The sequence below is a fragment of the Streptococcus castoreus DSM 17536 genome (genome assembly GCF_000425025.1).
GTDB lineage: Bacteria > Bacillota > Bacilli > Lactobacillales > Streptococcaceae > Streptococcus > Streptococcus castoreus.
Map to the genome: position 1 here is coordinate 33903 of NZ_AUKZ01000007.1, position 24634 is coordinate 58536.

The 24634-nt window shown below is 38.7% G+C and carries 27 protein-coding genes and 1 riboswitch; of the genes, 1 reads left to right on the forward strand and 26 read right to left on the reverse strand.

The genetic code is table 11. The annotated features are described in order from the left end of the window. Positions 1 to 48 precede the first annotated feature (48 nt). The 3 genes from H346_RS0103185 to H346_RS0103195 form a co-directional block, all read right to left on the reverse strand. Entirely contained in the window at positions 49 to 639 is a 591-nt protein-coding gene (locus H346_RS0103185; protein ID WP_027969807.1) for an ATP-dependent Clp protease proteolytic subunit, read from the reverse strand. A gap of 265 nt (positions 640 to 904) precedes the next feature. After that, positions 905 to 1534 (reverse strand): uracil phosphoribosyltransferase, encoded by a 630-nt coding sequence (gene upp / locus H346_RS0103190; protein ID WP_027969808.1) that lies wholly within the window; start codon positions 1532 to 1534, stop codon positions 905 to 907. Between the two features lie 373 nt (positions 1535 to 1907). Beyond that, positions 1908 to 3542 carry a putative polysaccharide biosynthesis protein gene (locus H346_RS0103195; protein ID WP_027969809.1) on the reverse strand — a complete coding sequence of 545 codons (1635 nt, stop codon included), beginning with the start codon at positions 3540 to 3542 and terminating at the stop codon, positions 1908 to 1910. A gap of 88 nt (positions 3543 to 3630) precedes the next feature. Between H346_RS0103195 and H346_RS0103200 the strand changes: the two genes are divergently transcribed. Next, entirely contained in the window at positions 3631 to 5076 is a 1446-nt protein-coding gene (locus H346_RS0103200) for a UDP-N-acetylmuramoyl-L-alanyl-D-glutamate--L-lysine ligase (protein ID WP_027969810.1), read from the forward strand. A 488-nt stretch (positions 5077 to 5564) separates the two neighbouring features. Here H346_RS0103200 and H346_RS0103210 read toward each other — a convergent pair whose 3' ends face one another. The 23 genes from H346_RS0103210 to H346_RS0103320 form a co-directional block, all read right to left on the reverse strand. After that, the gene (locus H346_RS0103210; protein WP_027969811.1) at positions 5565 to 6218 is read right to left on the reverse strand and encodes a DUF1803 domain-containing protein; all 654 of its coding nucleotides are present in this window, start codon (positions 6216 to 6218) and stop codon (positions 5565 to 5567) included. A 76-nt stretch (positions 6219 to 6294) separates the two neighbouring features. Next, positions 6295 to 7230 carry a manganese-dependent inorganic pyrophosphatase gene (locus tag H346_RS0103215; RefSeq protein ID WP_027969812.1) on the reverse strand — a complete coding sequence of 312 codons (936 nt, stop codon included), beginning with the start codon at positions 7228 to 7230 and terminating at the stop codon, positions 6295 to 6297. A gap of 130 nt (positions 7231 to 7360) precedes the next feature. Then, entirely contained in the window at positions 7361 to 8152 is a 792-nt protein-coding gene (pflA, locus tag H346_RS0103220; RefSeq protein WP_027969813.1) for a pyruvate formate-lyase-activating protein, read from the reverse strand. 77 nt (positions 8153 to 8229) lie between these two features. After that, a complete protein-coding gene (locus H346_RS0103225; protein ID WP_027969814.1) occupies positions 8230 to 9564 on the reverse strand; it encodes a hemolysin family protein in 1335 nt (444 codons plus the stop codon). A 111-nt stretch (positions 9565 to 9675) separates the two neighbouring features. Next, on the reverse strand, positions 9676 to 10230 hold the full coding sequence (gene mnmM / locus H346_RS0103230) for a tRNA 5-(aminomethyl)-2-thiouridylate-methyltransferase MnmM (RefSeq protein ID WP_027969815.1): 555 nt from the start codon (positions 10228 to 10230) through the stop codon (positions 9676 to 9678). 22 nt (positions 10231 to 10252) lie between these two features. Further along, the gene (gene mnmL, locus H346_RS0103235; RefSeq protein WP_027969816.1) at positions 10253 to 11188 is read right to left on the reverse strand and encodes a tRNA modification radical SAM protein MnmL/YtqA; all 936 of its coding nucleotides are present in this window, start codon (positions 11186 to 11188) and stop codon (positions 10253 to 10255) included. A gap of 133 nt (positions 11189 to 11321) precedes the next feature. Then, positions 11322 to 11972 (reverse strand): phosphatase PAP2 family protein, encoded by a 651-nt coding sequence (locus H346_RS0103240; protein WP_027969817.1) that lies wholly within the window; start codon positions 11970 to 11972, stop codon positions 11322 to 11324. 3 nt (positions 11973 to 11975) lie between these two features. Further along, complete coding sequence (locus tag H346_RS0103245; protein WP_027969818.1) at positions 11976 to 12539, reverse strand: ECF transporter S component; 564 nt, start codon at positions 12537 to 12539, stop codon at positions 11976 to 11978. Between the two features lie 77 nt (positions 12540 to 12616). Next, a riboswitch (FMN riboswitch) is annotated at positions 12617 to 12742 on the reverse strand. A 327-nt stretch (positions 12743 to 13069) separates the two neighbouring features. Continuing rightward, entirely contained in the window at positions 13070 to 13615 is a 546-nt protein-coding gene (locus tag H346_RS0103250; protein ID WP_037562529.1) for a tRNA (cytidine(34)-2'-O)-methyltransferase, read from the reverse strand. 475 nt (positions 13616 to 14090) lie between these two features. After that, complete coding sequence (locus H346_RS10915) at positions 14091 to 15485, reverse strand: LPXTG cell wall anchor domain-containing protein (RefSeq protein ID WP_051188346.1); 1395 nt, start codon at positions 15483 to 15485, stop codon at positions 14091 to 14093. A gap of 362 nt (positions 15486 to 15847) precedes the next feature. Then, entirely contained in the window at positions 15848 to 16102 is a 255-nt protein-coding gene (yidD, locus tag H346_RS0103260; protein WP_027969821.1) for a membrane protein insertion efficiency factor YidD, read from the reverse strand. Then, on the reverse strand, positions 16095 to 16820 hold the full coding sequence (locus tag H346_RS0103265) for a pseudouridine synthase (protein ID WP_027969822.1): 726 nt from the start codon (positions 16818 to 16820) through the stop codon (positions 16095 to 16097). The genes yidD and H346_RS0103265 overlap by 8 nt, the downstream gene beginning before the upstream one ends. A 119-nt stretch (positions 16821 to 16939) precedes the next feature. Beyond that, complete coding sequence (gene scpB / locus H346_RS0103270; RefSeq protein ID WP_027969823.1) at positions 16940 to 17491, reverse strand: SMC-Scp complex subunit ScpB; 552 nt, start codon at positions 17489 to 17491, stop codon at positions 16940 to 16942. Beyond that, positions 17488 to 18195, reverse strand: a complete 708-nt coding sequence (locus tag H346_RS0103275) for a segregation/condensation protein A (RefSeq protein WP_027969824.1) — start codon at positions 18193 to 18195, stop codon at positions 17488 to 17490. Before H346_RS0103275 ends, scpB begins: the two co-directional genes overlap by 4 nt. Next, a complete protein-coding gene (gene xerD / locus H346_RS0103280) occupies positions 18195 to 18941 on the reverse strand; it encodes a site-specific tyrosine recombinase XerD (protein WP_027969825.1) in 747 nt (248 codons plus the stop codon). Before xerD ends, H346_RS0103275 begins: the two co-directional genes overlap by 1 nt. Continuing rightward, complete coding sequence (cbpB, locus tag H346_RS0103285; protein ID WP_027969826.1) at positions 18938 to 19399, reverse strand: cyclic-di-AMP-binding protein CbpB; 462 nt, start codon at positions 19397 to 19399, stop codon at positions 18938 to 18940. The genes xerD and cbpB overlap by 4 nt, the downstream gene beginning before the upstream one ends. Next, positions 19396 to 19917 (reverse strand): metallophosphoesterase, encoded by a 522-nt coding sequence (locus tag H346_RS0103290; RefSeq protein WP_027969827.1) that lies wholly within the window; start codon positions 19915 to 19917, stop codon positions 19396 to 19398. The genes cbpB and H346_RS0103290 overlap by 4 nt, the downstream gene beginning before the upstream one ends. Next, positions 19893 to 20882, reverse strand: a complete 990-nt coding sequence (locus H346_RS0103295) for a nucleoside-triphosphate diphosphatase (protein WP_027969828.1) — start codon at positions 20880 to 20882, stop codon at positions 19893 to 19895. The genes H346_RS0103290 and H346_RS0103295 overlap by 25 nt, the downstream gene beginning before the upstream one ends. After that, positions 20879 to 21679 carry a glutamate racemase gene (gene racE, locus H346_RS0103300; protein WP_027969829.1) on the reverse strand — a complete coding sequence of 267 codons (801 nt, stop codon included), beginning with the start codon at positions 21677 to 21679 and terminating at the stop codon, positions 20879 to 20881. Before racE ends, H346_RS0103295 begins: the two co-directional genes overlap by 4 nt. A 179-nt stretch (positions 21680 to 21858) precedes the next feature. Next, a complete protein-coding gene (locus H346_RS0103305) occupies positions 21859 to 22104 on the reverse strand; it encodes a YneF family protein (RefSeq protein ID WP_027969830.1) in 246 nt (81 codons plus the stop codon). A 201-nt stretch (positions 22105 to 22305) separates the two neighbouring features. After that, entirely contained in the window at positions 22306 to 22995 is a 690-nt protein-coding gene (locus tag H346_RS0103310; protein ID WP_027969831.1) for a Bax inhibitor-1/YccA family protein, read from the reverse strand. A 15-nt stretch (positions 22996 to 23010) separates the two neighbouring features. Then, positions 23011 to 23511: an HD domain-containing protein gene (locus H346_RS0103315; RefSeq protein WP_027969832.1), complete on the reverse strand. Its 501-nt coding sequence runs from the start codon at positions 23509 to 23511 to the stop codon at positions 23011 to 23013. Between the two features lie 37 nt (positions 23512 to 23548). Continuing rightward, entirely contained in the window at positions 23549 to 24286 is a 738-nt protein-coding gene (locus tag H346_RS0103320; RefSeq protein WP_027969833.1) for a TrmH family RNA methyltransferase, read from the reverse strand. Positions 24287 to 24634 lie beyond the last annotated feature (348 nt).

The window sequence follows — 24634 nt, forward strand, 5'->3', positions numbered from 1 at the left end:
AGAAAAACACTCCAAGTTCCCCTAGAATGTTTAATGTGGTAATACCCCTTATTTTAAATCATTATTTTCCATGATTTCATCAATGAAACCATAAGTCAAAGTCTCTTCAGCACTCATCCAATAATCACGTTCTGCATCTTTATGGACTTGCTTAATTGTCTTACCTGCATTTTGTGCCAAGATCTTTTCTAAACGATGACGTGTTTTCAAGAGGTGTTCAGCAGCAATCGCCATATCAGTTTGTTGCGTGCCACCACCAGTACCACCCATCGGTTGGTGAATCATGTACTCTGCATTTGGCAACATGAAACGTTTACCTTTCGTTCCTGATGAAGCAATGACCGTCCCCATAGAAGCTGCCATCCCCATAACGATCGTTTGCACATCTGCTTTAATAAAATTCATGGTATCCACGATAGCTAGACCAGCTGACACGGATCCACCCGGAGTATTGACATAAAGATAAATGTCTTTAGTATTGTCTTGGGCATCGAGAAATAACAACTGGGCAATGACAGAATTTGCCATGTTATCTTCAACAGGGCCTGTTAACATGATAATACGATCTTTTAATAAGCGTGAGTAAATGTCATAAGAACGTTCACCACGGCTTGTTTGTTCAATAACAACAGGAATCATAAAAAATCTCCAATCTACAAAGGTGACGATAATCACCCGTTCTCTTTTTATAATGAGTGCCCTTATTATAATTTTTTGGTCAATAAAGGTCAAATAATAAACTTACTTTTAAAAAAAGAGGTGTAAACTAATCAAGATTTCTAAGAAATCAAGCCAGACCCTCACCTCAATCCATGCCAAACACCCGAAAGATTTTCAACAAGAAAATCATGTTTTCTACGTCTGTCATGACCTCAATCACTATGCATTAGTCTTTGTGAGAAGTTTATTTTGTTCCAAAAAGACGGTCGCCAGCATCTCCTAATCCTGGAACAATATAACCATGTTCATTTAAATGGTCATCAAGAGCTGCTGTGAAAATCTCAACATCCGGATGAGCACCTTGAAGTTTTTTGACACCTTCAGGAGCTGCGACCAAGCAAACAAATTTAATATTAGCTGCCCCGCGTTTTTTCAAAGAATCCACAGCAAGAATCGCAGAGCCACCTGTAGCTAACATTGGATCGACAACGAAAATTTGACGTTGATCAATGTCTTCTGGTAGTTTAACCAAGTATTCAACAGGTTCCAAAGTTTCCTCATCACGATACATACCAATGTGACCAACTTTTGCCGCTGGAACAAGACTCAAAAAACCATCAACCATTCCAATACCTGCCCGAAGAATCGGTACAATAGCAAGCTTTTTACCTGCTAATTGTTTTTGCACCGTTTTAGAAACGGGTGTTTGAATCTCTACGTCTTCCAATGGGAGGTCACGAGATACTTCATATCCCATAAGCATTGCAATTTCATTCACTAGTTCACGGAAATCTTTAGTTGACGTTGTTTGGCGCCGTAAAATTGAGAGTTTATGCTGAATAAGCGGATGCGAAATAACTTGAAATTTCCCCATGTTGGTATACTTCCTTCTATATTTTTTACACTTTCATCATTATACCAAAAATCTGAATACTTTGCTTTGGAAATCGTGATTTTTAAAGAATTATCTTTTAGTTGAATGCTTACATGTTAGTCTTTTTTCCACTTGATAAAACAACCACAAAAAGAAATAACTTCTCAGACAATACCACCAATCATCCACAACAGATGCAACAAACTGTTATTTCCGAATTATAGTACAGGTGAAAACACTTCATTTTAGCTTTTTCCAGTAAAAATGCTAAAAATAGTTGTTAGTTGGGAAATATCTGAATACTGAAATGCCAAAAACGTTATTTTCTTGTTGAAAATCTTTCATGTGTTTAGCGTGACTGATCATCTCTTTTTTATTTCATTCTCAATTTTTGACGAAGACGGTTAGCTTTGCTACCAATTAATTTATCCAGCTGCCGAGTCAGTAGGGTCAAGTAAGTATAGACTGCCAGTCCCAAACCACCAATCACTAGTAAGTAAATCAAACTCGTCAAGCGACCTGTTGGTTTAAAGGCATAGCCTAACAACCAATTAGCCATAAAGACAACCAGTCCCATTAAAACTGTTTCAATAAGGGTTAATAAAAGACGTTTTTGTAACAACTTGCGGTTAAATCTTGTCACTTGATGCAAACGATGATACATCAAATAAATTGGCACTAACATAGCAATCGCTGTTGCAAGTATCGGACCATAAGCATGCAAGAGATAAATAAGCGGAACTTGTAAAATCAACTTAATGAGGACACCATAAACAAAATAGTAGACAGCTTTGCGATTTTCAAAAAGAGCTTGGAGCATTGGTGAAAAAAGCGTATAAAGAGCAAGTAAGAAAGTTTGGAATAATACCGCCACAAAAAGTTGAATGGCTCTATCTTCACTGACACCATAAAAAACAGAGTACAGAGGTCTTGCTAAAATAATGGCTCCCGTCAAAGCAGGTAGCAAGAACATAAGCAACATTTCAATATTATTAATAATTAAACGTGCTGCTGCTTTCATATCTTTTTTGACATAATTTTCAGTCAACAAGGCAATCCCGACACCTCCAATAGAAGCCGCCACAGCAATTAGAACCATCGTAATTTTAGCCGGATTGGCATTGAAATAACCAAACAATACCAATAACTGTGAACGAGTATAACTCGTAAATAAGCTCATGGTGTTGACAAAAGTCCACTGGTCAATTAATTGAAAGGCTTGAATCGCGCTCCCTATCACGATAAAAGGAACGGATTCTTTCAACGTTTCAATAAGTAAGCCTTTAATATCAATACTAACATTATGATCTGGTTTGCTGAAAATAGCTTTTAAAAGCCCTTGCTTCCAAAGATAATAGGACAATACCCCCATGCTAGCAATCATTCCAATAAAGGCCGCAAAGGTTGATTGGGTTACCGCCGAAATATAATTCCTAGACCCCACTTTCATAATAAAGAATGTGGTTAAAAGCATCCAGATCACACGGATGAGTTGCTCTGCAATTTGACTAACTGCGTAAGGTTTAATATTATTGTGTCCTTGGAAAATACCTCGAATCACACTCATTACCGGGAAAACAAAAACCGCAAGTGAAAGGCTACGCATAATCGGGACAAGCTTGTCATCACCACCAGATAAACCGGCAAAGAAAGGCGATCCCAAATACATAATAGCCGAAAAAACAAGACCTAGCCCTAGCATAAGCTTTAAGGTGCTACGAATCAGCTGATAGCTATGCTCAGTTTGCCCTAGCGAATTGTATTTGGCAACTTGCTTGGCGATGGCGACATTGAGACCTGTAGTCGAAATCAATAAAAAATAAGCATAGACATTGTAGCCCATATTAAAAAGAGCATTGGCTTGAATCGCATATTGCCCCATCCAAATGTACCACGGAATAATGTACAAAACTCCTAAAAGTCGGCTAATAAAATTACCAGCTGTAGACCAGGCTGCTCCTTGAACCATCAATTCCTCTTGTGTCAGTTGTTTTTTTTCTGTCGACATATCTATATCTTTCCTCATTTTTATTAGCTTTATTATAAACTTTTGCTTGTGACTTGTAAAACAAGAACTTTAAGGATAGAATAAGGGTATGATAACCATTGAAGAAGTATTAGACATTTTAAAAAAAGACCACAATTTTCGTGAAGTTCTTGATAAATCAGGCTATCACTATCATTATAGTGGCTTAACATTTAACCAGCTGAGCTACGACAGCCGTCAAGTTGATGCCAAAACACTCTTTTTTGTTAAAGGGAGAAATTTCAAAGCTGATTATCTCAAAGAAGCTATTAAAAATGGATTGCAACTTTATATTTCAGAAGTTGATTATAAACTTAATGTTCCTGTCGTTTTGGTCACCAATATTAAAAAGGCAATGAGTTTAATTGCCATGGCTTTTTACGGCAATCCCCAGGAAAAACTCAAACTACTAGCTTTTACTGGAACAAAAGGGAAAACAACGGCTGCTTATTTTGCTTACCATATTTTGAAAGAATCTTATAAGCCTGCTATGCTTTCAACGATGAATACAACCTTGGACGGTCACACGTTCTTCAAATCACAACTGACTACCCCTGAAAGTTTGGATCTATTTGCCATGATGGCGACATGTGTCACAAACGGCATGACCCACTTGATTATGGAGGTTTCCAGTCAGGCTTATCTAGTCAATCGTGTCTATGGATTAACTTTTGATGTCGGTGTTTTCTTGAACATCAGCCCTGATCACATTGGACCAATTGAACACCCAACCTTTGAGGATTACTTCTATCATAAGCGCCTCTTAATGGAAAATAGCAGAGCTGTTGTCATTAATAGCGGCATGAATCATTTTCCGTTTTTAGCCGAACAAGTTGCCAACCAAGCACACGACTTCTATGGCAATTTATCCGATAACAAACTCCTAACTAGTCAAGCTTTCTCCTTTAAAGCTAGTGGTAAACTAGCTGGAAACTATGACATTCAACTGATTGGGCGTTTCAATCAAGAAAACGCTATGGCTGCTGGACTTGCCTGCTTGCGGTTGGGAACTAGCTTGATGGATATTCAAAAAGGAATTGCTAAAACGACCGTTCCAGGGCGCATGGAAGTCTTAACCATGGCTAACCAAGCCAAGGTATTTGTCGATTATGCCCATAATGGTGATAGCTTAGAAAAACTTCTCTCAGTTGTGCAAGAGCATCAAAAAGGGCAACTGATTCTTGTCTTAGGTGCTCCTGGTAATAAGGGGGAAAGTCGCCGTTTAGATTTTGGCAACGTGATTAACCAGCACCCAAACCTTACCATTATCTTAACGGCTGATGATCCTAACTTCGAGGATCCTGAAAGCATTTCACAGGAAATCGCAAGCCACATCACACGTTCTGTGAGGATCATCATTGACCGTGAACAGGCGATCAAAACAGCCATGACTCTTTGTCAGAAGGCCACCGACGCTGTTATTATTGCTGGAAAGGGTGCAGATGCCTACCAAATTGTTAAGGGGGAAAAAGTTCCCTATCTTGGTGACTTGGCAGTTGCCGCTTCTTACTTGTAAGCCTTCTTAAAACCAATTCAATCAGGATAGTTAATTCATCAAATAGTTCATTTTAGAAAATTGGCTCTCTCATTTCTGTAGGAGATACTACAAAAGTGAGCGGGTCTTTTTGACTGTAACAAAAAATCCCACATGATTTATGTAGAACCGCTTACGTAGTACCCCTTAAGTTAATGTTTTCAATCAGCTGATCAACTTGTTTAAGCACACAACTTTTGGATTGAAAACCTTTAGAGATGTCAAAGCGAGACTTCTTATCACTTTGAACTTCAAGAAAGCAACCATACCTCTCAACTTAGCTTTTCCCTATCCATCACGGTTGACAGCAACTCTTAAATTGATCTCAATTTGACGGAAATGATTACCTGAATTTCCTTTGGAATATTGCAACACCTCACCCTTATCCTTTAAGACCTCCACAAACCCTAGGACAACCATCTCAAAAATTTTATCTTCAAGTTGTAGTGATAATCTTAACCTTTTAATAATCAGAAAGTTTGAAATGTCAATGTCTCTTTATCAAGTGTCATCAGCAGTTGATATTTGTTAGGCTCAACTTGGGCGATATAACCAAGTTTAACCAAGGCTTCCACAAAAATATCGGGTCTTTTTTGCACAACAAAATCTCCTCGAGTGAATTTTACCAAAAAGGTGGTTATATACTTTAAAGCATAGTCCTGATTCACATCACCGAGCAACTGATAAAGTGCCAACTGCTTGGCAGAAAGCTTTTCACCCCTAGTTAGACGGTAAAAATAATTAGCAAGGGTCAAATCTTCTCGAGTAATTGTCGTTTGTTCCTTAATAATAGCGTGATTGGTCTTATTTGGCAAACACGTTTCAAAAAGAACTGTCACCATTTCCTGATAGACATCTGACGCCGTATCCACAAAGAGCATCCTTTCTAAAGCCAGTTGATCAATTGATGTCATTAAGGGAAGATTCAATCGATATCGTTTTTTCTCCCGATGAATATAGCCAGCTTGAACATAGCTTTCAATGGCTCTATCAATACCTGAAACATTAGGAAAAGCTTTTTTAATCTGGCGCAAAATCACCTCATCATTCTGGCTGAGGTAATTGACTAACTCTTGAAAAAAAGCTTGTCCGGTTAATTTATCTGAATGAAATACAGTTATCATAGGTTCTATTATAGCACAGAAAAAATAAAAAGAATGCTAGTAATCAATACCAACATTCCTTTCTTTCATCATCTTATTAAGCCCCAAAACTCTCGGTCAGTTGCGGAACAACTTGTTTTTTACGAGAAACAGCACCTGCTAAGAAAGCGTGGTTATTTTCAAGAGTGAAGTTAAAGGCAGCTTCAACTTTATCCATATGACTACCAATGGCTAGAATTTCAGAGTTTGAATTGACAATATCAGTAATCATCAAGACAAAATCAGAATAACCTTCTGCTACCATAGCTGCTTTGATGGCTACTTCAATAGCCTCTTGACGCTCTAAAACTTCAGCAATATCAACCGTATTGACCTGTGCCACACGAACAGCATTACCGTTTAATTCAAACGTTTTGGCATCAATATCAATCAATTCTGTTTCTGATTTGCTTGCAAGGTTTGTTCCCGCTTTAAGAAGTGCCATGCCATAATCTTCCAAATCTACCCCTGCTAACTCTGCCAATTCTTCAGCCAGTTTTGGATCTGTCTGATGAGTTGTTGGTGATTTTAATAATAAGGTATCTGAGATTAAACCAGACAAAAGCATGCCAGCGATTGCTTTTGGCACCTCGATATTATTTTCTTTAAACATACGGTAAACAATTGATGAGGCTGACCCAACTGGCTCCACGCGCATGAATAAGGGGTTGGCAGTTTCAAAATTTGCCACACGGTGATGGTCAACAACACCATATACTTCAACCTCACGAATATCTGAAATAGATTGTTGAAATTCATTGTGGTCTGTCAAAATAACTTTTTCAGCCCTTTCTGCTTTAGCAGATTCAACCACACGAGGCGCCTCAACACCAAAATACTCAAGGGCAAAGGCTGTTTCTTCATTAGGCGCTCCCAAAGCCACCACTTCTGTGTCTAACCCAAATGCTTTTTGTGATAAATAATCAAAAGCATACGATGATGCGATAGCATCTGTATCAGGATTTTGATGACCAAAAACTAAAATTTTTGACATAATAATTCTACCTCATTCTCTTTATTCATCTTATTTTAGCAAAAATGACCTTTAAAATCAAAGGGAGATGCCTTGCTGCCTTATTTTCAAAACTAAAAAAAGTTGAGACTACCCCAACTCCAAAACTAGGCTATGACTGGTGAATCCGGTTCATATAGTCTGTGTAGGATTCTGTCTGCATTACATTTTTAGCATTTTGTACACGCTCTTTGGTTGGCGGTTTTACCCCTTCCAACGGATAAGGAATCCCCAGTTCACGCCACTTGAATTCCCCCATCGTATGATAGGGCAAAACCTCAAACTTGTCCACATTCTTTAATGTTTTGACAAATTCACCTAAACGTACTAAGTGATCGTCAATATCAGTTAGACCTGGAACTAAAACATGACGAATCCAAACAGGAATTTGCTTATCTGATAAATATTTGGCAAATGCCAAAATGTTTTTATTGGGCTGACGGGTAACAAACTTGTGTTGTTCCTCATCAATTTCTTTTAAGTCCAATAAGATCAAATCGGTCACCGCTAGCAATTTGTCTAAAACCTGGTGATATTCAGCTGTCGGTCTGTAAGCAAAACCACAAGTATCAAGTGTGGTATGGATACCTCGTTTTTTAGCCTCGATAAAGAGAGCTGTAATGAACTCCATTTGAAGCATGGCTTCACCACCAGAAACCGTAATTCCTCCCTTTTTACCCCAAAAATGTTTGTAGTGTAGGGCTTCTGTTAAGACATCATTTACTGTTCGCCGTTTTGAATGGTTGGTCTCCATTTCCCAAGTATCCGGATTATGACAGTATTGGCACCGCATTTTGCAACCTTGTAGGAAAATGATAAAACGAACCCCTGGACCGTCCACAGAACCAAAACTTTCTGTCGAGTGAACCATTCCAGTCACTTGCCCATAATCTATCTCAGTCATTACATCTCCTTCAGTTCTTGTAAACGTTTTTACCGTTTCATTATAACATTTTCTGAAAAAAAGACTAGACATGATGTCTAGTCCCCTTCTATAATCTGTTCTATATTAGACAGAATAACTTTCAATTTAGTAACACGACCGTCCTTCACTTTATCATTAATGATCGTAAGGTGTTTGTCTTTACTATCACAGTCAAATGGCTCTTTTTCTTTCTGATTTGGGATGGTTCCAATACCAGTCAAATAAAAACCCGCTATAGTATCCACATCATCAGATTCTAGCTCGGTATCAAAATACTCATTGAAGTCATTTAACGTCATCGTACCGACAACAATGTAGGTATTATCTCCGATGTCATGAACAAATTGTTCTGCCTTATCCGTTTCATCATCAATTTCACCAACAATTTCCTCTAGTAAATCTTCTAAAGTCACGAGACCAGCCACGCCACCGTATTCATCTAGTAAAATAGCCATTTGATTTTGAGTATTTCGTAACTGGCGCAAGAGATCATCCACAAAAATGGTCTCAGGAACAAAAAGAGGCTCCTGCATGATTTTTCGCATGTTGATGTTTTCAAAGCCCTGACGAAAACCAGACTCCAAAAGACGCTTGGTATGAATCAAGCCAATAATTTTATCCTTATCCACATCATAGACAGGAATACGTGAAAAACTTTGCTTTAAAATTCCTTGAATGTTTTCTAACGTGTCATCATTAATATCAATCATAAAGGCATCGGTTCTTGGAACCATCACTTCACGCGCCATCATTTCATCAAGTGAGAAAATCCCTTGCAACATTTCAATTTCTTCAGCATCAAGGGTTGCTTCACTATTAGATAGCATGTATTCAATTTCATCACGCGTCATTTGTTCATCTGCATCGTCAAAGGTCATTGGGGTCAAACGGCTCAGTAAATTTGTAGAAGCTGATAACAACCAAACAAACGGACTTACCAATTGACCTAATCCAATAATGATCGGCGCCGAAAAAATAGCTAACTTGTCCTTGAGATTCATAGCAATCCGTTTCGGGTACAATTCCCCCAAAACAATAGAGATATAAGTCAGGAAAATCAAAGAAATAATACTACCTGCAGTTTGAGCCGTTACGGAACCTCCTAACCAATTAGAAATGACTTTCCCAAGAGAAGCTGATAAACTAGCCCCTGACAAGAGACTGATGAAGGTAATACCAACCTGAATGGTGGATAAAAAATGATTGGGCTGTTCTAAGACATGCAAGAGACGACTGTATTTTTTATCTCCGTCTGCAGCTTTTTGTTCAACCCTCGAACGATTTAAAGATACTAGAGCCATCTCACTAGCTGAGAAAAAAGCATTTAACAAAGTTAAAATAAACAACAACAATAATTGCATAAACAAAGGCTGACTCACAGGGTCTTCCATTTCAATATAACTCCTAGAAAATAATATAGTGACTTCATTATATCATATTTATGGGCAAAGCCTATTGATTTCTTCTTTTTCCACAGAAATAATCAAGAACTTTCTGCTAAGTTAACAATTTGCTAATTTCTCTAACATCACTAAAAAAGGTGGGGTATTGACCTGATTGATTGGCTGATAAAGCATCGCAGAAACCAAGCCTTGATCCAGTTGCCGCACAAAATTCAGCAAAGCCTCTTTTTCCATATCACCACCCTCATGACCATAATAAACCATGATCGCAATCCGACCGCCAACCTCTAATAGCTTCAATAGTTTGGATAAGGCTAATAGAGTTGTCTCTGGCAAGGTAATAACAGATTTATCCGCACTAGGCAAATAGCCAAGGTTGAAAATAGCTGCGCGCACCGATTCCGTCACATATTGGTCAACCTCTTCATGCCCCGCTAGAATCAGCTGAGCGTTTGATAAGCAGACTTCTTCTAAACGCTGTCGGGTCCTTTCTAGGGCTTGCTCTTGCACATCAAAAGCATAGACTTTCTTAGCCAACTGAGCTAAAAATACAGTGTCATAACCATTTCCCATTGTCGCATCCACAACAACACTTTCCTTATCTATAACCTCCGCCAAAAAATCATGCGAGAGGTGAATGGGGCGTTTTATCATCACAATCTCCTATCCAAATATGTCAAAATGAGGGCAGTAATTTAGCCTTACACCCCTGCCAGCTGCCGCGCCTTTCCATTTCCTTATCAATGGCATTTAAGACTTCCCATTTATTAAGACTCCACATAGGACCAATCAACATATCCCGTGGGGCATCACCTGTAAGACGATGAATGACAATAGATTTAGGAATAACCTCTAATTGGTCACAAATAATAGAGACATACTCCTTTTGACTCAATAACTGTAAACGTCCTTCGTGGTAGTCCCTTTGCATCCGAGTATTGGTCATTAAGTGAAGCAAATGCAGCTTAATCCCTTGAATAGCATTATCCGTCACACAACGTCTGACATTTTCAAGCATCATCTCGTGTGTTTCACCTGGCAAACCGTTAATCAAATGGGATACAATTTCAATCTTAGGGTATTGTCTTAACCGCTGAACTGTTTCCTTATACAAATCGTAAGAATGGGCCCTGTTAATCAATTCAGAAGTCTTTTCATAAGTCGTTTGTAACCCCAATTCTACCGTTACATGCATGCGTTCTGCCAATTCTGATAAATAAGCAATGGTTTCATCAGGAAGGCAATCAGGTCTTGTCCCAATATTAATTCCAACTACTCCCGGCTCATTTATCGCTTGTTCATAGCGCTCCCGAATTACTTCTACCTTATCATGCGTATTGGTAAAATTTTGAAAATAAACTAAGTATTGATTAACCTCAGGCCATTTTCGGTGCATAAAGGCAATTTCCTTGTAAAATTGCTCTCGAATAGGGGCATCTGGAGCCACAATAGCATCCCCAGATCCCGAAACCGTACAAAAAGTACAACCGCCGTGAGCGACCGTTCCGTCACGATTGGGACAGTCAAAGCCGGCATCAATCGGAACTTTAAAAATCTTTGCACCAAATAACTGACGGTAGTACGCATTCAAGGTCTGATATCTCTTTTTCATAATTCTTATTGTAGCACAAACAAAGGGGGGCTAGGTTAACAATTCATAACTTTTTGAAGTCCCGCTCTTTTTAGCCATCAAAAAAACTTAGGACTCCCCAACCTAAGTTTTGATCATATCACATCATTTCATGTTATGGCTGTTTTCGTTGAAAACGCCATTCAAAACGTTTTTTATCATAATAAGGGTAAACAAGATGAAGGACACCAAAACCTAAAATAAAACCCGCTAAGACATCACTTGGATAATGAACACCCAGATAAACTCGAGACAAACCAATCAGCAAAATAAGGGTTACAAAAATGGCATCACCTGCTAACTGTAGGGGTTTCGTCTTAATCCGTTGATGGAAAACAATCAAGAGACTGCCAAAAATCAACAAACTCCCCATCGCATGACCACTTGGGAAAGAAAACCCACTTGCATAGACCAAATGCTCAATACTTGGTCTTGGTCTTTGATACAAATATTTGAGACTTGAAATCAAGATTGCTGCAATAAAACCATTTGACAAAATCAACAAGGCTTCTATCTTCCATCTTACCAGAAGTAAACTAAAGACCGATAGAGCAACCACAAGTATCTGCATGCTAATATTGCCAAACACTGTCATCACCCGAAACAATTGAGTCCAAGCCTGAGGAAGATTACCCCTAATAGCTGTTTGGATATTATTATCAAGCAATGTCAACTGCTCAGGGAAAAATTTGACCATATAGCCAACCATAACAAAAAGGAGCAGAGCAAAGGAGGCTACCAAAAAGTGATTTTGTTTGTTTTTCATGTATTAGTGTTTATATCTTTCTAGATTTGATTTACTCGCAATATACACCAAATAAAAGGCAATAGCAAATATTAACCCTTCTACGAGGTTAAAGGGAATGACCATGGCAACCATATATCTAGTTATCCCGATATAGGCACCAATATCAAAATGAGCAAATTTAGCATACAGCGGAATGGCAAAGACATAATTTAAAACAACCATGCCTAACGTCAATAAGCCAGTTCCTACCAAACTAGCTATCAGATACCGACTAAATCCTTTTTTACGATTCCAAATAAAAGCAAAAGCAGTGACAAATAAGGCAATGGCAAGCATATTCATCGGTAGACCAATAAAATCATTTACACCACGATTATTTAAAAAGAGTTTGAGTAGTGACCTCAGCAGTAAAATAAGATAGGCGCTCTTTAAATCTATTAACACCAAGCCAAGCAAGACGGGAATAATGCTAAATTCAATTTTTAAGAAATCAGCTCCTGGAATAATGGCAAAGCTAAATAACATAAGAATAAACGAGATGGCTGAAAGAATGGCAACCATAACCATTCGGTGTGTTTTTGACATAAAAAATTCCTCCAATTTTTCCAAATTGAAAGAAGTTCCATCGTAATTGCATCGCCTTAAAAAGCAGACACAAAAAACCCGGTCTTCTCTCATCCAGACTCTACTGTCGGTTGTGGAATCACACCACATCAGCTTGCGCTCGCGGACTTCTAGTTGCTCTAGTCACCGCCGGTCGGGAATTACACCCTGCCCTGAAGACACTTATAGCATACCAGATTTATCGCAAGATCGCAATCATTTTTAATTTTCGACAAACCACAGGGTTTAAAAGGCTTGCTCCTTATTCGGATGACAGGGATTTTTCAAAAAATGCTACAGATATGATTTCATCTCTTCCTAATGTACTTACGTCATCAAATTAACTTCAATTTGAAAGGACAATATTTCTAAAAAGACAGGGATTTAACGGCCAAGAAAAGGCTTGACGAAATCTGTCAAACCAACAACATATTAACAACCATTAACTAGCTGATGAGACCCCAACAAAGCTAAGTTTTTTAAAGAAACATTCCCTAAAAAGAAGTCGTTTACTATTTTAATTTATCATGTTCATAAGTATGACTTAACTCGAGTCCCTTAAATCCTTGTTGCCTTAGGGCCTCATAGATAACCAGACAAACGGTGTTTGAGACATTTAAACTACGGACATGATTATCATTCATCGGAATGCGCAACGCTTTTTTGGCATGTTCACGCATAAACTTTTCAGGTAAGCCCGTATCCTCACGCCCAAATAAGAAATAGTGAGACTGGTCATCATTATAAGACACTTCTGAATAAAGCTTATCTGCAAATTTACTGATTAAATGGAGTTCCCCTTGACACTGACGCAAAAATGTCTCTAAGTTATCATAGAAACGTACATCGAGTTTATCCCAATAATCCAACCCTGCTCGCCTCATCTTGCGATCATCAATGGGGAATCCCATGGGTTTAATAATATGAAGAGGGGCATTGGTTGCTGCACAGGTTCTTGCAATATTACCTGTATTTTGTGGAATTTGAGGCTGAAACAAAACGATGTGATTCCGACTGTTTTCTTCTTTATAGGTCCCATTGAAGATTTCTTTTCTCATAACACACTCTCTTATTCTTTTCATTAAAAAAACCACACCGCTCGGAGTCATGCTCAGCAAACAATGTGGTTGATGGTGACTCGTTAACTTAAATCATAACAGGTTTGATTTAAACCAACGAATACTTATCTGCTATTATAGCACTTTAGTAATGATTGTCAATCACATTTTACTAAAAATTCCATAATTTTTCATCATTTTTTGACCGTTCTAATCATTATATTAGACAAAAGGGTAACCAGTCAAAATCCCTCAAAGCAATAAGCCTGTCATCCGGCACAAACATGCTGTCCTAAAATGATGGGGAAATCGTATGTCATCTTAGAATTATCATTTCTGATGTATCCGTAGCGATTGGTTTGTTGTCTTACACCAAAGCAGTGTTGCTCTCAACTATCAATGAAAACCAAAAAAGACAGACCTTGCTTGATCTGTCTTTCTAAAACTGTATTTTGGTTTTATTTTTGAAAAGAGATTAGTATTCTCTACGTTTAGCAGATAGAGTAAGTAGCCCCGCACTAGTCATCACTGCAACCGCTGCCGCTGTGAAGAATGGGTTAGTGGTTTCGCCAGTAGCTGGCAAGTGTTTTACTGATGTAGAGTTAACAACTGGTTTAGCCAGTTTTTGTTCCTGATGTGGGGTTTGAACCTGTGAAGTGCCAGCCTCTTTTTGGCTTTCAGAAGGGGTCACCTGTGGGGTTGGTTTTACTTCTGGAGTTTGAGGTTGACTTGGAACTTCAGGTTTTTTTGGTTGTTCTTCTGGTTGGCTTGGAACCTCAGGAGTCTTTGGTTGTTCTTCTGGTTGGCTTGGAACCTCAGGTTTCTTTGGTTGTTCTTCTGGTTGATTTGGAACCTCAGGTTTTTGAGGAACTTCTGGCACAGCTGGAGCACCAGTATCGCCCTTGTCGCCTTTTTCACCCTTAGATCCTTGCTCCCCTTGATCTCCTTTTGGTCCTTGAGGTCCCATTGGTCCAGTTTCTCCTTGGATTCCTTGGTCGCCTTTATCGCCTTTTGGTCCGACTTCTCCAGGATCTCCTTTAGGACCTACTGGTCCTGTTGCCCCGGTATCTCCTTTGTCACCTTTCGGACCTTGTTCCCCGCGCTCACCTTGGGCACCGTCTTTGCCGTCTTTACCATCTAGTCCATCTCGACCAGCTGCTCCGGCGTCTCCTTTATCTCCTTTTTCGCCTTTAGCACCATCTTTTCCGGCTTCCCCTCTTTCACCTTGAGGTCCAGCTGGTCCTTGTGCTCCGGTATCTCCTTTGTCACCTTTTAGACCTTGTTCACCGCGTTCGCCTTTCTCTCCTTTCTCACCTGGGGCACCATCTTTGCCAGCTGGACCAGCTGGACCAGCTTCCCCTCTTTCACCACGATCTCCCTTGGCACCAGGCTTCCCTGCTGGTCCCTGTGGTCCGGTTTCTCCTTTAGCACCAGTTTCGCCTTTATCTCCCTTAGGTCCAGCTACTCCAGGATCTCCTTTGTCACCTTTAACACCTTGATCACCTTTTGGTCCTTGTGGTCCAGGGGTTTTCTCTATCTCAGTCAACGCCTTATGAACAGTTATACCAACAGTGCCATAGGCAGTAAATAGTTTATTTAAGTATTTTTCTAATTCCTCTAAATACTTCTTGATACTATCTGTGGTCCAATGATTTCCTAAAACACCACCTGTTGCACCCGACTGTAACATCTCCTCCACTTTTGGCATATTAGCCCCATCAGATTTTGCTTTCTCTATAGCTGTATTAACTTCACTAATAGCATTAGTACTTGCGTGCACCGATGTCCCCGTCCCCATAGCCATTAACAAAACGGCAGCTGAGGTTAGGCCGTAACGGCAGGCTAATTTGTTAATATGTCTTTTTTTCAAAACAATCTCTCCTTTAGTTCACTTTAATTAAAAGATCCTCACATTTAACTGCAAGTAATCTCTCATAATTTTTACTAAATAATTATATAAAATAAATAAGCGGCACAAAATAGAAGAATCCTTTTTTTCGGGGGGGGGGGGGTAAAAATGTGTTTTGAAAAACGGTCTATTTCGGTAAAACCATATTCATTGGAAAAGATCATTCTAGTCAACCCATATTGACAAGATGTTAAAAAAGACCTGATTGGTCTTTTGGGGAGATTTTGCGGATTCTTATTTCTCTATGTGTTAATGGAGGTAAAACGATTAGGCTGGATGATAGCCTTCGCTAAGAAAAAGTTCCCTTACTAAATAGGAACTTCTCATGAGCTTTTTAGGTTATCATCATTTCTCTTTAAGCTAAAATAATCTGGGACAGGGTCGTTTCCGCCTGCAACAAAAGGATGGCATCTGAATACCCTTGCCAAACCCATTAGCACTCCCTTAGCACCATGTTTTTCAATGGCTGTAATCATGTAGCTCGAACAAGTCGGACGATATCGACAAGTCGGTGGAAATAAGGGAGAGACGTATTTTTGATATGCCTTAACAGGCGCAATTAACAGGTGTTTAATCATTTTTAGTGCTAGCCAAATTGTGAAGTTGACTAATCTCTTTTTTATTTAAACGTCTTGATTCCCCTGATCTTAGCCCCGTCAAATCAAGGGTCCCAAAGCGTGTACGAGACAATTTATCAACCAAAAGTCCTACGGATTCAAACATTTTTTTGACTTGATGATTTCGCCCTTCGTGGATGGTTAATTCGACAATAGAACGGTTCTTGTTAGCTTCCACACGAATAATATTGTAGCGAGCTGGTTTGGTTTTTTTGCCGTCAATCATTACTCCACGTGTCAACGGGCGAAGGTTTTCTTTGGTTGCAATCCCTTTAACACGTGCCAAATAAACTTTATCAATTTCATTTCTAGGGTGAATCATTGTATCAGTAAAGTCGCCATCATTTGTCAAAATAAGGAGACCCGAAGTATCCCAATCTAAACGCCCAACTGGGTAAATACGTTCTTTAACTTGGGGCAATAAATCGATAACCGTTTTACGACCTTTCTCATCAGACACACTTGAAATAACACCACGCGGTTTATTCAGTAAATAATAGACTTTTTCTTCGTTGTAGATTGGACTTCCTTCTACTTCGACAACATCCCCTGATTTTACAGCTGTTGCTAATTCAGTAACAACCTGTCCATTTAAGGTGACCAGACCTTTTTTAATTAAATCTTCTGCTTTACGACGGCTAGCAACACCTGCATGAGCGATGTACTTATTAATTCTCATTAGTTTCTTCTTTCTTTTGGGCGGACCACTAAATTCTTCGCAGAGGTCCTGATATGACGATTTAGATGATTTGAGACTTCCCCATCAAATTCTTTAAGCATCTGCTATACAAGCAACTATTAATCTTCCATTTTAAAAAGGGCTGTTTCATCATCCAAAAGCTCTATTGTTGACATCTCAACCAGTTGATCGAGATGATTAATTCCCATATAATCTAGGAAATAATCCGTTGTTGCATATAAATTAGGTCGACCGACAACTTCTTTTTTCCCAGCTTCTCTAATCAACCCAAAAGCCAACAACTTGCTCAAAGCCCCGCTGGAATTAACACCACGAATGTCGTCTATTTCTATTCGCGTAATGGGCTGCTTGTAGGCAATGATTGACAAGACCTCCAAACTGGCACGGGACAAGCTTTGATTGATGGGAGCCTTGGCATAATCCCGCAAGAGATCCGCAAAGATTTCCTTGGTAACCAGTTTATAAGTATTGGAAGATTCCATCAAACACAAGCTAGAGTCTTTATCTTGCTTATACTTCTGAGATAATTTTTCCAATTGTTGTTGCAAGGCAACCGGGGATAACGATAACATGGTCGCAAGATTTCTCAAACTTAATCCTTCTTCACCAGCAACAAATAACAGCGCTTCTATTTGTGACAAATAGGTCATTGAGCTTCCTTTCTTAAAATAATCTGACCAAAGTTCGAGGACTGCTCTACAACAACCTTGTGTAGCTTAATTAATTCCAAGCTCGCTAAAAATAGAGTGATGACCTCATTTCTATTTTGACACTCTTCAAAAACCTCCGTCAAGAAAATTACCTTTTTGGCATCCAACCTCTTTTCGATACGAACCATCATGTCTTCTATCCGATAGTTATCACGTTCAATCACAGTATGACTTTTTTTAAAAGCTTCTTCCTTGGCTGCCATTATTTTTGAAAAAGCTAGAAATAAATCCATGACCGTTTTGTCCTCTTGTAAAACAGTATCTTCAAAAATTAATTCTTGTTTCGGTTTTGAATAAAACTTAGCGCGTTGGTCATGTTGCTGCCCTAATGCCTGACTAAGCGCTTTAAAACGGCTGTACTCTTCAATCTTGTCTAACAAATCCTGTTCAGGATCCTCTTCTTCAAGAGGATTATCAACAATTTTTGGCAAGAGCCGTCTACTCTTAATAAGCATGAGTTGGCTAGCCATTAACATGTATTCGCCAGCTACCTCCAATTTCATAGCATGCAAGGTCTCAATATAGGCTAGATACTGTTCAATGATCTCAACAATAGGTACCTCATAAATATCAACCTTGTATTTAGAAACCAAGTGCAAAAGCAAATCAAGAGGTCCTTCAAAATCTTTAACTTTTATATCCATTATGTTTTATAATATTTTTCTAGAGTCACAGGGCTTTTTAGCCCAAGTATCTGACTAACTTCAATAATTGATTTGCCGGCTGACTTTTCTTTTAAAATAAATTGCTCGCGTAATTTTTGTGCCGTCAGTCCCTTTTGTCCGACACTTTCTACAAATGCTCTTAATTGATTAAAGTACCACTGCCGAGAAAAGGAATGCCCTTGATGTTCAAACAAATACTGCTCTTTCCCAACAAATTCCCTTTTTAAGAAGGGAAGCAAGCGTTGTGGCAAAGCTAAAATTCTGATGCCTTTAGCCGTTTGCAGTTTCAGAACTTGAAAGGTTAAATCAAGATTTTCCACTTTGATACTGGCAATTTCACTCGGTATCAAGCCCAATTCTAGAATTAACAAGGCGATTAACTGTCCCACCACAAAAGAGGTTTCTTGATAGAAGATTTCCTGATCCATTAACACAAAATGTAGCTTATCTGGTCTGGTTAATTTAACCTGCTCAGATAGTTTAAAATAATGCTCTAAAAGTCTTTCTTGGTACAAATAATATAAAAACTGATTAACCGTAGAAAGTTTTCGTTTTTTAGCTGAAGGGCTTAGAGGTGATAACTGATTTTGGTAAAGCGACAATTTTTCCTTATTAACACGCTCACCAATGATGGCACAAAATTGTTGCAAATCATAGCGATAGGCAATCTGAGTGTTATGAGATAAAAACTTACTAGCAATAAATGCTTCAATATATGACATCATTTTTTTGTTATCATGTACTCGTCAGTAAAATCATGCAAGAGACTATTGACTGCTTTTAAAATAGACTTACGAGTGATAATTCCAACAAAATAGTCAGCCTTATCTATCACAGGCAAGAATGGGAAATCAACTAATTTATGCATAATTTCTGTCAAACTAGCATTAATACCAATGGTTTCAATCTTGGTATTGACCATCTCACCAATATCCGTTTGACGCATTTCCCAATCTGTCAACTGCCCCTTTGCTTGATAGGTCATAATATCAGAGATGCTAATAGTTCCTACGTATTTTTTCTCACGAGTGATGACTGGAACTCTTGAAAAACCATTACTAACTAAGAGCAACATGACATGGTCTGCATTGTGTGTATTAATAAAAATGGCTAAATCTTCCGCGGGAATCAAATAGCTATCCAAATGGCTAATTAAAAAAGTTTCAAATTCTTTTGCAATCATCGTTTAAATTCCTTAGACAGTGATGGGTATAGTTCGTGTTGGCGTGTGAAATAAGCTACTTTAATCCTATCATCGGTCACCTCAACACGTGCATAAAGCTTTTCATTGATTTCACCACGAGGTTGTGAAACAGAGCCTGGATTAATAAAAATAATTTGACCAAGTTGCCAAGCAGCTGGGCGGTGAAGATGCCCATACAAACAAATATCTGCGTTCACTTCCTGAGCAAAATAGTCTAACTTATCCCAGGTAAAATTAATCTGATAAAGATGCCCATGAGTTTGTGCAATGGTAAATGAGTCATATTTAGTCACTAAACGATCTTGGTAGCCTGTATCATAATCACAGTTCCCTCCAACCACATAAATACCATCCCAAACAGGATCTGAACTTTTCAACTCTGAATCCCCATTGTGAAAAATGGCATCAACCTGATCAAAATACTTATCCTTAATCGCTTGAACAATATCTCGATCTCCATGAGAATCACTCATTACGATGATTGTTTTGCTTGCCATGATGGAAAGACCTCCATTAATTTTTGCACAGCTTGTCCCCTATGAGACACCTTATTTTTTTCGCCTGCTTCTAATTCTGCCGCATGACGTCCTGTTTCTCCAACAATAAAAAGAGGATCATAGCCAAAACCATTTTCGCCCTTAGGCTGCGTAGCAATGTAGCCTGGCCACTCAGCTTCCACAACCAAGCTATCTTTATTTGGTGCAGCCACCACCAAAGTGGTATGAAATTGAGCTGAACGATCTTTTTGTTCAAAAACCATGGCTAATTCGTGCAAGAGTTTGGCATTATTCTTAGCATCGGTGGCATCTGGACCAGAAAAACGAGCGGACCAAACCCCAGGCAAACCACCCAAAGCATCAACTTTTAGACCCGAATCATCTGCTAGAACCATCTTCCCAGTTAATGTTGAAATCGTTTCTGCCTTTAAACGAGCATTTTCTTCAAATGTTAACCCTGTCTCTTCAACTTCTGGTAAATCGGGGTAGTCATTAAGGTTTTCCACCCGATACCCCAAATCACCAAAAATCCGGCGGAATTCTTTGGTTTTTCCTTCATTACGTGTTGCAATCAAAATGGTATCTCCAAAGGCATTCGAGTCAGAACTAAAGAACTCAGCTGTTGGTACGCCATTTTTAGGAAGATATACTGCTAGCAAATGGTCTTTTTCTGTTAATAAAACGGCTTCCCCATGTTTAATTACCTTAATATGACGCTTATTTTCTTGATTAATCATATTCACCACAAAAGCAATGAGAGGAAAAGCTGAACAATAACGAATAACAGACACATCATAGCCTTTGGGATTTTCATAATCCAAATCACCAGAAAGCTTATCTAACGTGTCATCTATCTTCTTAATAATGGTATGATCGATTCCCCAACCAGACATGAGGTTGTGCCCTGTCATCTTACCAATAAACCAGTTCTTATCATCTTTATATTCGTAAATCTTATCACTCATAAGGTCACATGCTCCACATTTATTTCTTGTTTCAACCAAGCTGAGGCAATTTCTTGGAAAATCTTAGGATTTGCCGTTGTGTAAAAATGGTGTTGAATTATTTCATTATCTGGACTACGACTGCCATTAATTTCAAAATAATTTAAAAGTACTGAAATATCACGCACACATTCTACCCCACTGTCAATCAATTTGACGGACGATCCCATCACATTCTGAATGATGGGACGTAGCAATGGGTAATGCGTACAGCCTAAAACAAGGGTGTCTACTTTCCCAACTAGTGGGGCTAAGGTTTCATAAACCACTTTCTTAGCAACACTTGATGCCGTTTCGTTAGATTCCACAATAGGAGCAAACTTTGGGCAGGCTAGACTAATAACATCAACTGAGGGGGCCAATAATTGAATCTTCTGACGATAAATATCTGATGCCACTGTCATTGACGTTCCAATCACACCAACTTTTCCTTTTGTCGTCGATTTAATAGCTGCGCTTGAACCTGGCAAGATAACTCCCAAAACAGGAATATCCAGTGCTTCTTTCACTTCTTCCCAAGCTACCGCTGTCGCTGTATTGCAAGCAAAAACGATCATTTTCACATCTTTCGTCACTAAAAAATTGACCATTTCCCATGTGTATTCTCTAATTTGTTCAGCAGGTCTTGGCCCATAAGGTGCTCTTGCTGAATCACCAATATATATAATTTTCTCATGAGGAAGTTGCCGCATTAATTCACGAACAACGGTTAGCCCTCCCACACCAGAATCTAAAAAACCAATTGGTCTTGTATCCATCGCAACTACTTCCTTACTGACAACATGAAAAAGCTCAGCTGGTATAGCCAACTGAGTTCCTTTTTAAACCCTGAACAGTTGACAAATCTAACTGACAATACAAGTGCTATTGAACGTTGACGATCAAAGACTGTTCACTTTTAATTATAACAACAAGATTAGCTTTACACCCTTGTTTATCACTTATTTTTCCCTTTAGCAACCGCTGCCTTTGATTGTTTCACAATATTACGGTAAGTTTGCTGAATTTTTGCTTCACTCGGTTTTTGTCCCATTTGACTCATCATTTCACGAATAGCTTCTGGTGTTAAACGTGGATGCTCCCCAATTTCTTTTTCAATTTGTTTACGAGCGATAAAAATTCCACCAAAAACACCTACCCCAAGGGCAATAATTACTAATAAAATCCAAATACCTGTTGACATATCTATCTACATTTCTCCTCGTTTTTAATCCTCTACAGTATACCAAAAAAAGAAAGAGTTTACAAATCAGCACCTAAGTGTTTTACGATTTTCTTCCCCTTTTTCATTTACTATTAAACGCTTAACAAGAACTTTTCATCCGTAATTAACTTAAATAGCAAAAAACAGAAAAAGCGAGCTACTACACTCACTTTCAATAGCTTAATCATTTCTTCCAAAAATACGAAGAAGGCTAATAAATAAATTAATAAAGTCTAGATAAAGGCTAAGAGCCATTGCGACTGCCCAACCGTCTCCAACTTGACCATTAGTTGATTGATAGACTTGCTTAATCATTTGATTATCTGATGCAATCAAACCAGAGAAAATCAACACAGAGATTAAACTAATAACGTAACTCATCATGCCACTGCCAATAAAGAGATTGACTAGACTCGCAACGATAATACCAATTAAAGCAGCGTACATAGCCTTACGCATTCCTGATAGGTCTTGTTTTGTTCTAACTCCGATAAATGACATGGCAAAGAAAACAGCTGATGATGATAGAAAAGCTTGTAAAACTGTTGTCTGTGCATAGGCAACGATAATAAAGCTTAGTGTAAAGCCATTTAAGGCAGAATAAACCAGAAACAGCGGTAAGGCTGCTGGTGTGTTTTTACGGGCTGCACCACTAGCCACAAAAACCAAAAGCAATTCGACAATGACCGCTCCATAGTAAACCATCGGATGATTGTAAATGATGGAAACTAAATTAGCCCTAAAAGGAAAGAGCATCAAGTAAGACACAAAAGCAGACAATCCTACTCCCATACCTACAAGACTATAGATTTTAGCAAAAAATTGATTCAGTCCCGCATCTGACTGCGTATAAATAACATGATCGTTCATAATTTCTCCTTTTCATTAACGATTGTGACTTTGAAGTGTCTTTCGACGCAAGAAACGACGATTGGTCCATTTCTGGCGCAAAGGGGTCACCGCTTCCTTGACCGCCCAATATTTATCTACCAATGTCACAATATAACTTTCTTTATACCGTGGAAAAGCTAAGGTCGCTCCCCACATGTGTTTTAGAATAATATCCTCTTCTTTTTTATTGAGTTCTGTTAGCTTTTTCGCATTTCGCACCGCAATTCGTGGATGAACCCAAGCATGCCCTTTATTAAACTTGGTCACACGCCAATCATAATAAAAGAAATCATGAAGTAAACCACCTCTAGCGGTACTTTTGGCATCCCAGCCAAATCGTTTCGCTAATTTATAGCTAGAATAAGAAACATTAATAGAATGTTCGAAACGGGTTGAATGTTGATGCTGAATAATATGGCTCAGTTTTTGAAAGCGAGGATGAGCGATCAAATGACTGACATGTTCCATATATTCTTTATCTTCTGTATAATGCATACCCTATCACCTCACACCACCATTATATCATATTTGCTTAAATCAAGCTAAAAATGAGGATACCAGCTGCTACGGCAACATTCAAACTTTCTGCCTGACCAGGCATCGTGATATGAATCAACTGATCTGCCAAGGCTGCCATTTCTACACTGATTCCTTGCCCTTCATTCCCCATGACCAAGGCGAATTTATCTGGAGGCGTTAAGGTTTTGTAATCTACCGAATCCTTGGACAGGGTTGTCACCAAAACAGGTACCTTTTGTGCCTGCATCTCTTGACAAACTTGATAAATATCAATTCGCCAAATTGGTATATGAAAATGGCTCCCCTGCATGGAACGCAAGGTCTTTTGATTGTAAATATCTGCTGATTTCTCAGAGAGAAAAACCCCGTCAAATCGTGCCGCATCTGCTGTCCGAATGAGTGTCCCAAGATTTCCGGGATCTTGAATATTTTCCAAAACAAGGTATTTCCCTCGGTAATCTATTGGAAGGGTCTGTTGTGGCATCTCTACTTCAGCAATAATGCCTTGCGGACTCGGAGAGTCAGTTAATTCTTTTAGCACTTCTGGACTAACAATAATCACCTGCTCCTCACCAGCTAAATGTCCTGCCATTTCCGCCAAAACAAAAATGTGTAAAAAGAATTGACCTGCTCTCTTAGCCTCTTCAAAAAGGTGCCACCCTTCAATCAGGTAAGATTGCTTCCGATGTTTTTTTTGAAGTAATTTTTTAGTTTGTCTGATTAACGGATTTGCTTTTGATGTAATAACCATGCGCCTATTATATCACACGAACACGCTTTTTAAACAAACCTCTTATCAAATGTATGTTTTTTTATTTGTTTCCACTTTATTATACCAAGTCCACAACAACCGTGAGAGTTTCTGTCCAACTTTTGAGGATCCGTACACTTTAAGAGCATAGCTTTTTTATTTTTGTCATGCAACCACACCAGATTGGCAAGTAGAGATTACTGTTTCTTATCAAACTTGTGATATAATGTAGGGTAAGATTGATGCGTATCATTAAGCATAAAAGTTAGAAAGGCACTTAACCACACGAAGAAATACCTGTAATCAAATGTTAATTGTTAAACACCGTAAAGTAAATCCTTACCGAAT

Excerpts from the sequence above, each read along its gene's own strand:
- H346_RS0103185 (WP_027969807.1), bottom strand. The coding sequence starts at position 639 with ATGATTCCTGTTGTTATTGAACAAACAAGCCGTGGTGAACGTTCTTAT.
- upp (WP_027969808.1), bottom strand. The coding sequence starts at position 1,534 with ATGGGGAAATTTCAAGTTATTTCGCATCCGCTTATTCAGCATAAACTC.
- H346_RS0103195 (WP_027969809.1), bottom strand. The coding sequence starts at position 3,542 with ATGTCGACAGAAAAAAAACAACTGACACAAGAGGAATTGATGGTTCAA.
- H346_RS0103200 (WP_027969810.1), top strand. The coding sequence starts at position 3,631 with ATGATAACCATTGAAGAAGTATTAGACATTTTAAAAAAAGACCACAAT.
- H346_RS0103210 (WP_027969811.1), bottom strand. The coding sequence starts at position 6,218 with ATGATAACTGTATTTCATTCAGATAAATTAACCGGACAAGCTTTTTTT.
- H346_RS0103215 (WP_027969812.1), bottom strand. The coding sequence starts at position 7,230 with ATGTCAAAAATTTTAGTTTTTGGTCATCAAAATCCTGATACAGATGCT.
- pflA (WP_027969813.1), bottom strand. The coding sequence starts at position 8,152 with ATGACTGAGATAGATTATGGGCAAGTGACTGGAATGGTTCACTCGACA.
- H346_RS0103225 (WP_027969814.1), bottom strand. The coding sequence starts at position 9,564 with ATGGAAGACCCTGTGAGTCAGCCTTTGTTTATGCAATTATTGTTGTTG.
- mnmM (WP_027969815.1), bottom strand. The coding sequence starts at position 10,230 with ATGATAAAACGCCCCATTCACCTCTCGCATGATTTTTTGGCGGAGGTT.
- mnmL (WP_027969816.1), bottom strand. The coding sequence starts at position 11,188 with ATGAAAAAGAGATATCAGACCTTGAATGCGTACTACCGTCAGTTATTT.
- H346_RS0103240 (WP_027969817.1), bottom strand. The coding sequence starts at position 11,972 with ATGAAAAACAAACAAAATCACTTTTTGGTAGCCTCCTTTGCTCTGCTC.
- H346_RS0103245 (WP_027969818.1), bottom strand. The coding sequence starts at position 12,539 with ATGTCAAAAACACACCGAATGGTTATGGTTGCCATTCTTTCAGCCATC.
- H346_RS0103250 (WP_037562529.1), bottom strand. The coding sequence starts at position 13,615 with ATGAGAAAAGAAATCTTCAATGGGACCTATAAAGAAGAAAACAGTCGG.
- yidD (WP_027969821.1), bottom strand. The coding sequence starts at position 16,102 with ATGATTAAACACCTGTTAATTGCGCCTGTTAAGGCATATCAAAAATAC.
- H346_RS0103265 (WP_027969822.1), bottom strand. The coding sequence starts at position 16,820 with ATGAGAATTAATAAGTACATCGCTCATGCAGGTGTTGCTAGCCGTCGT.
- scpB (WP_027969823.1), bottom strand. The coding sequence starts at position 17,491 with ATGACCTATTTGTCACAAATAGAAGCGCTGTTATTTGTTGCTGGTGAA.
- H346_RS0103275 (WP_027969824.1), bottom strand. The coding sequence starts at position 18,195 with ATGGATATAAAAGTTAAAGATTTTGAAGGACCTCTTGATTTGCTTTTG.
- xerD (WP_027969825.1), bottom strand. The coding sequence starts at position 18,941 with ATGATGTCATATATTGAAGCATTTATTGCTAGTAAGTTTTTATCTCAT.
- cbpB (WP_027969826.1), bottom strand. The coding sequence starts at position 19,399 with ATGATTGCAAAAGAATTTGAAACTTTTTTAATTAGCCATTTGGATAGC.
- H346_RS0103290 (WP_027969827.1), bottom strand. The coding sequence starts at position 19,917 with ATGGCAAGCAAAACAATCATCGTAATGAGTGATTCTCATGGAGATCGA.
- H346_RS0103295 (WP_027969828.1), bottom strand. The coding sequence starts at position 20,882 with ATGAGTGATAAGATTTACGAATATAAAGATGATAAGAACTGGTTTATT.
- racE (WP_027969829.1), bottom strand. The coding sequence starts at position 21,679 with ATGGATACAAGACCAATTGGTTTTTTAGATTCTGGTGTGGGAGGGCTA.
- H346_RS0103305 (WP_027969830.1), bottom strand. The coding sequence starts at position 22,104 with ATGTCAACAGGTATTTGGATTTTATTAGTAATTATTGCCCTTGGGGTA.
- H346_RS0103310 (WP_027969831.1), bottom strand. The coding sequence starts at position 22,995 with ATGAACGATCATGTTATTTATACGCAGTCAGATGCGGGACTGAATCAA.
- H346_RS0103315 (WP_027969832.1), bottom strand. The coding sequence starts at position 23,511 with ATGCATTATACAGAAGATAAAGAATATATGGAACATGTCAGTCATTTG.
- H346_RS0103320 (WP_027969833.1), bottom strand. The coding sequence starts at position 24,286 with ATGGTTATTACATCAAAAGCAAATCCGTTAATCAGACAAACTAAAAAA.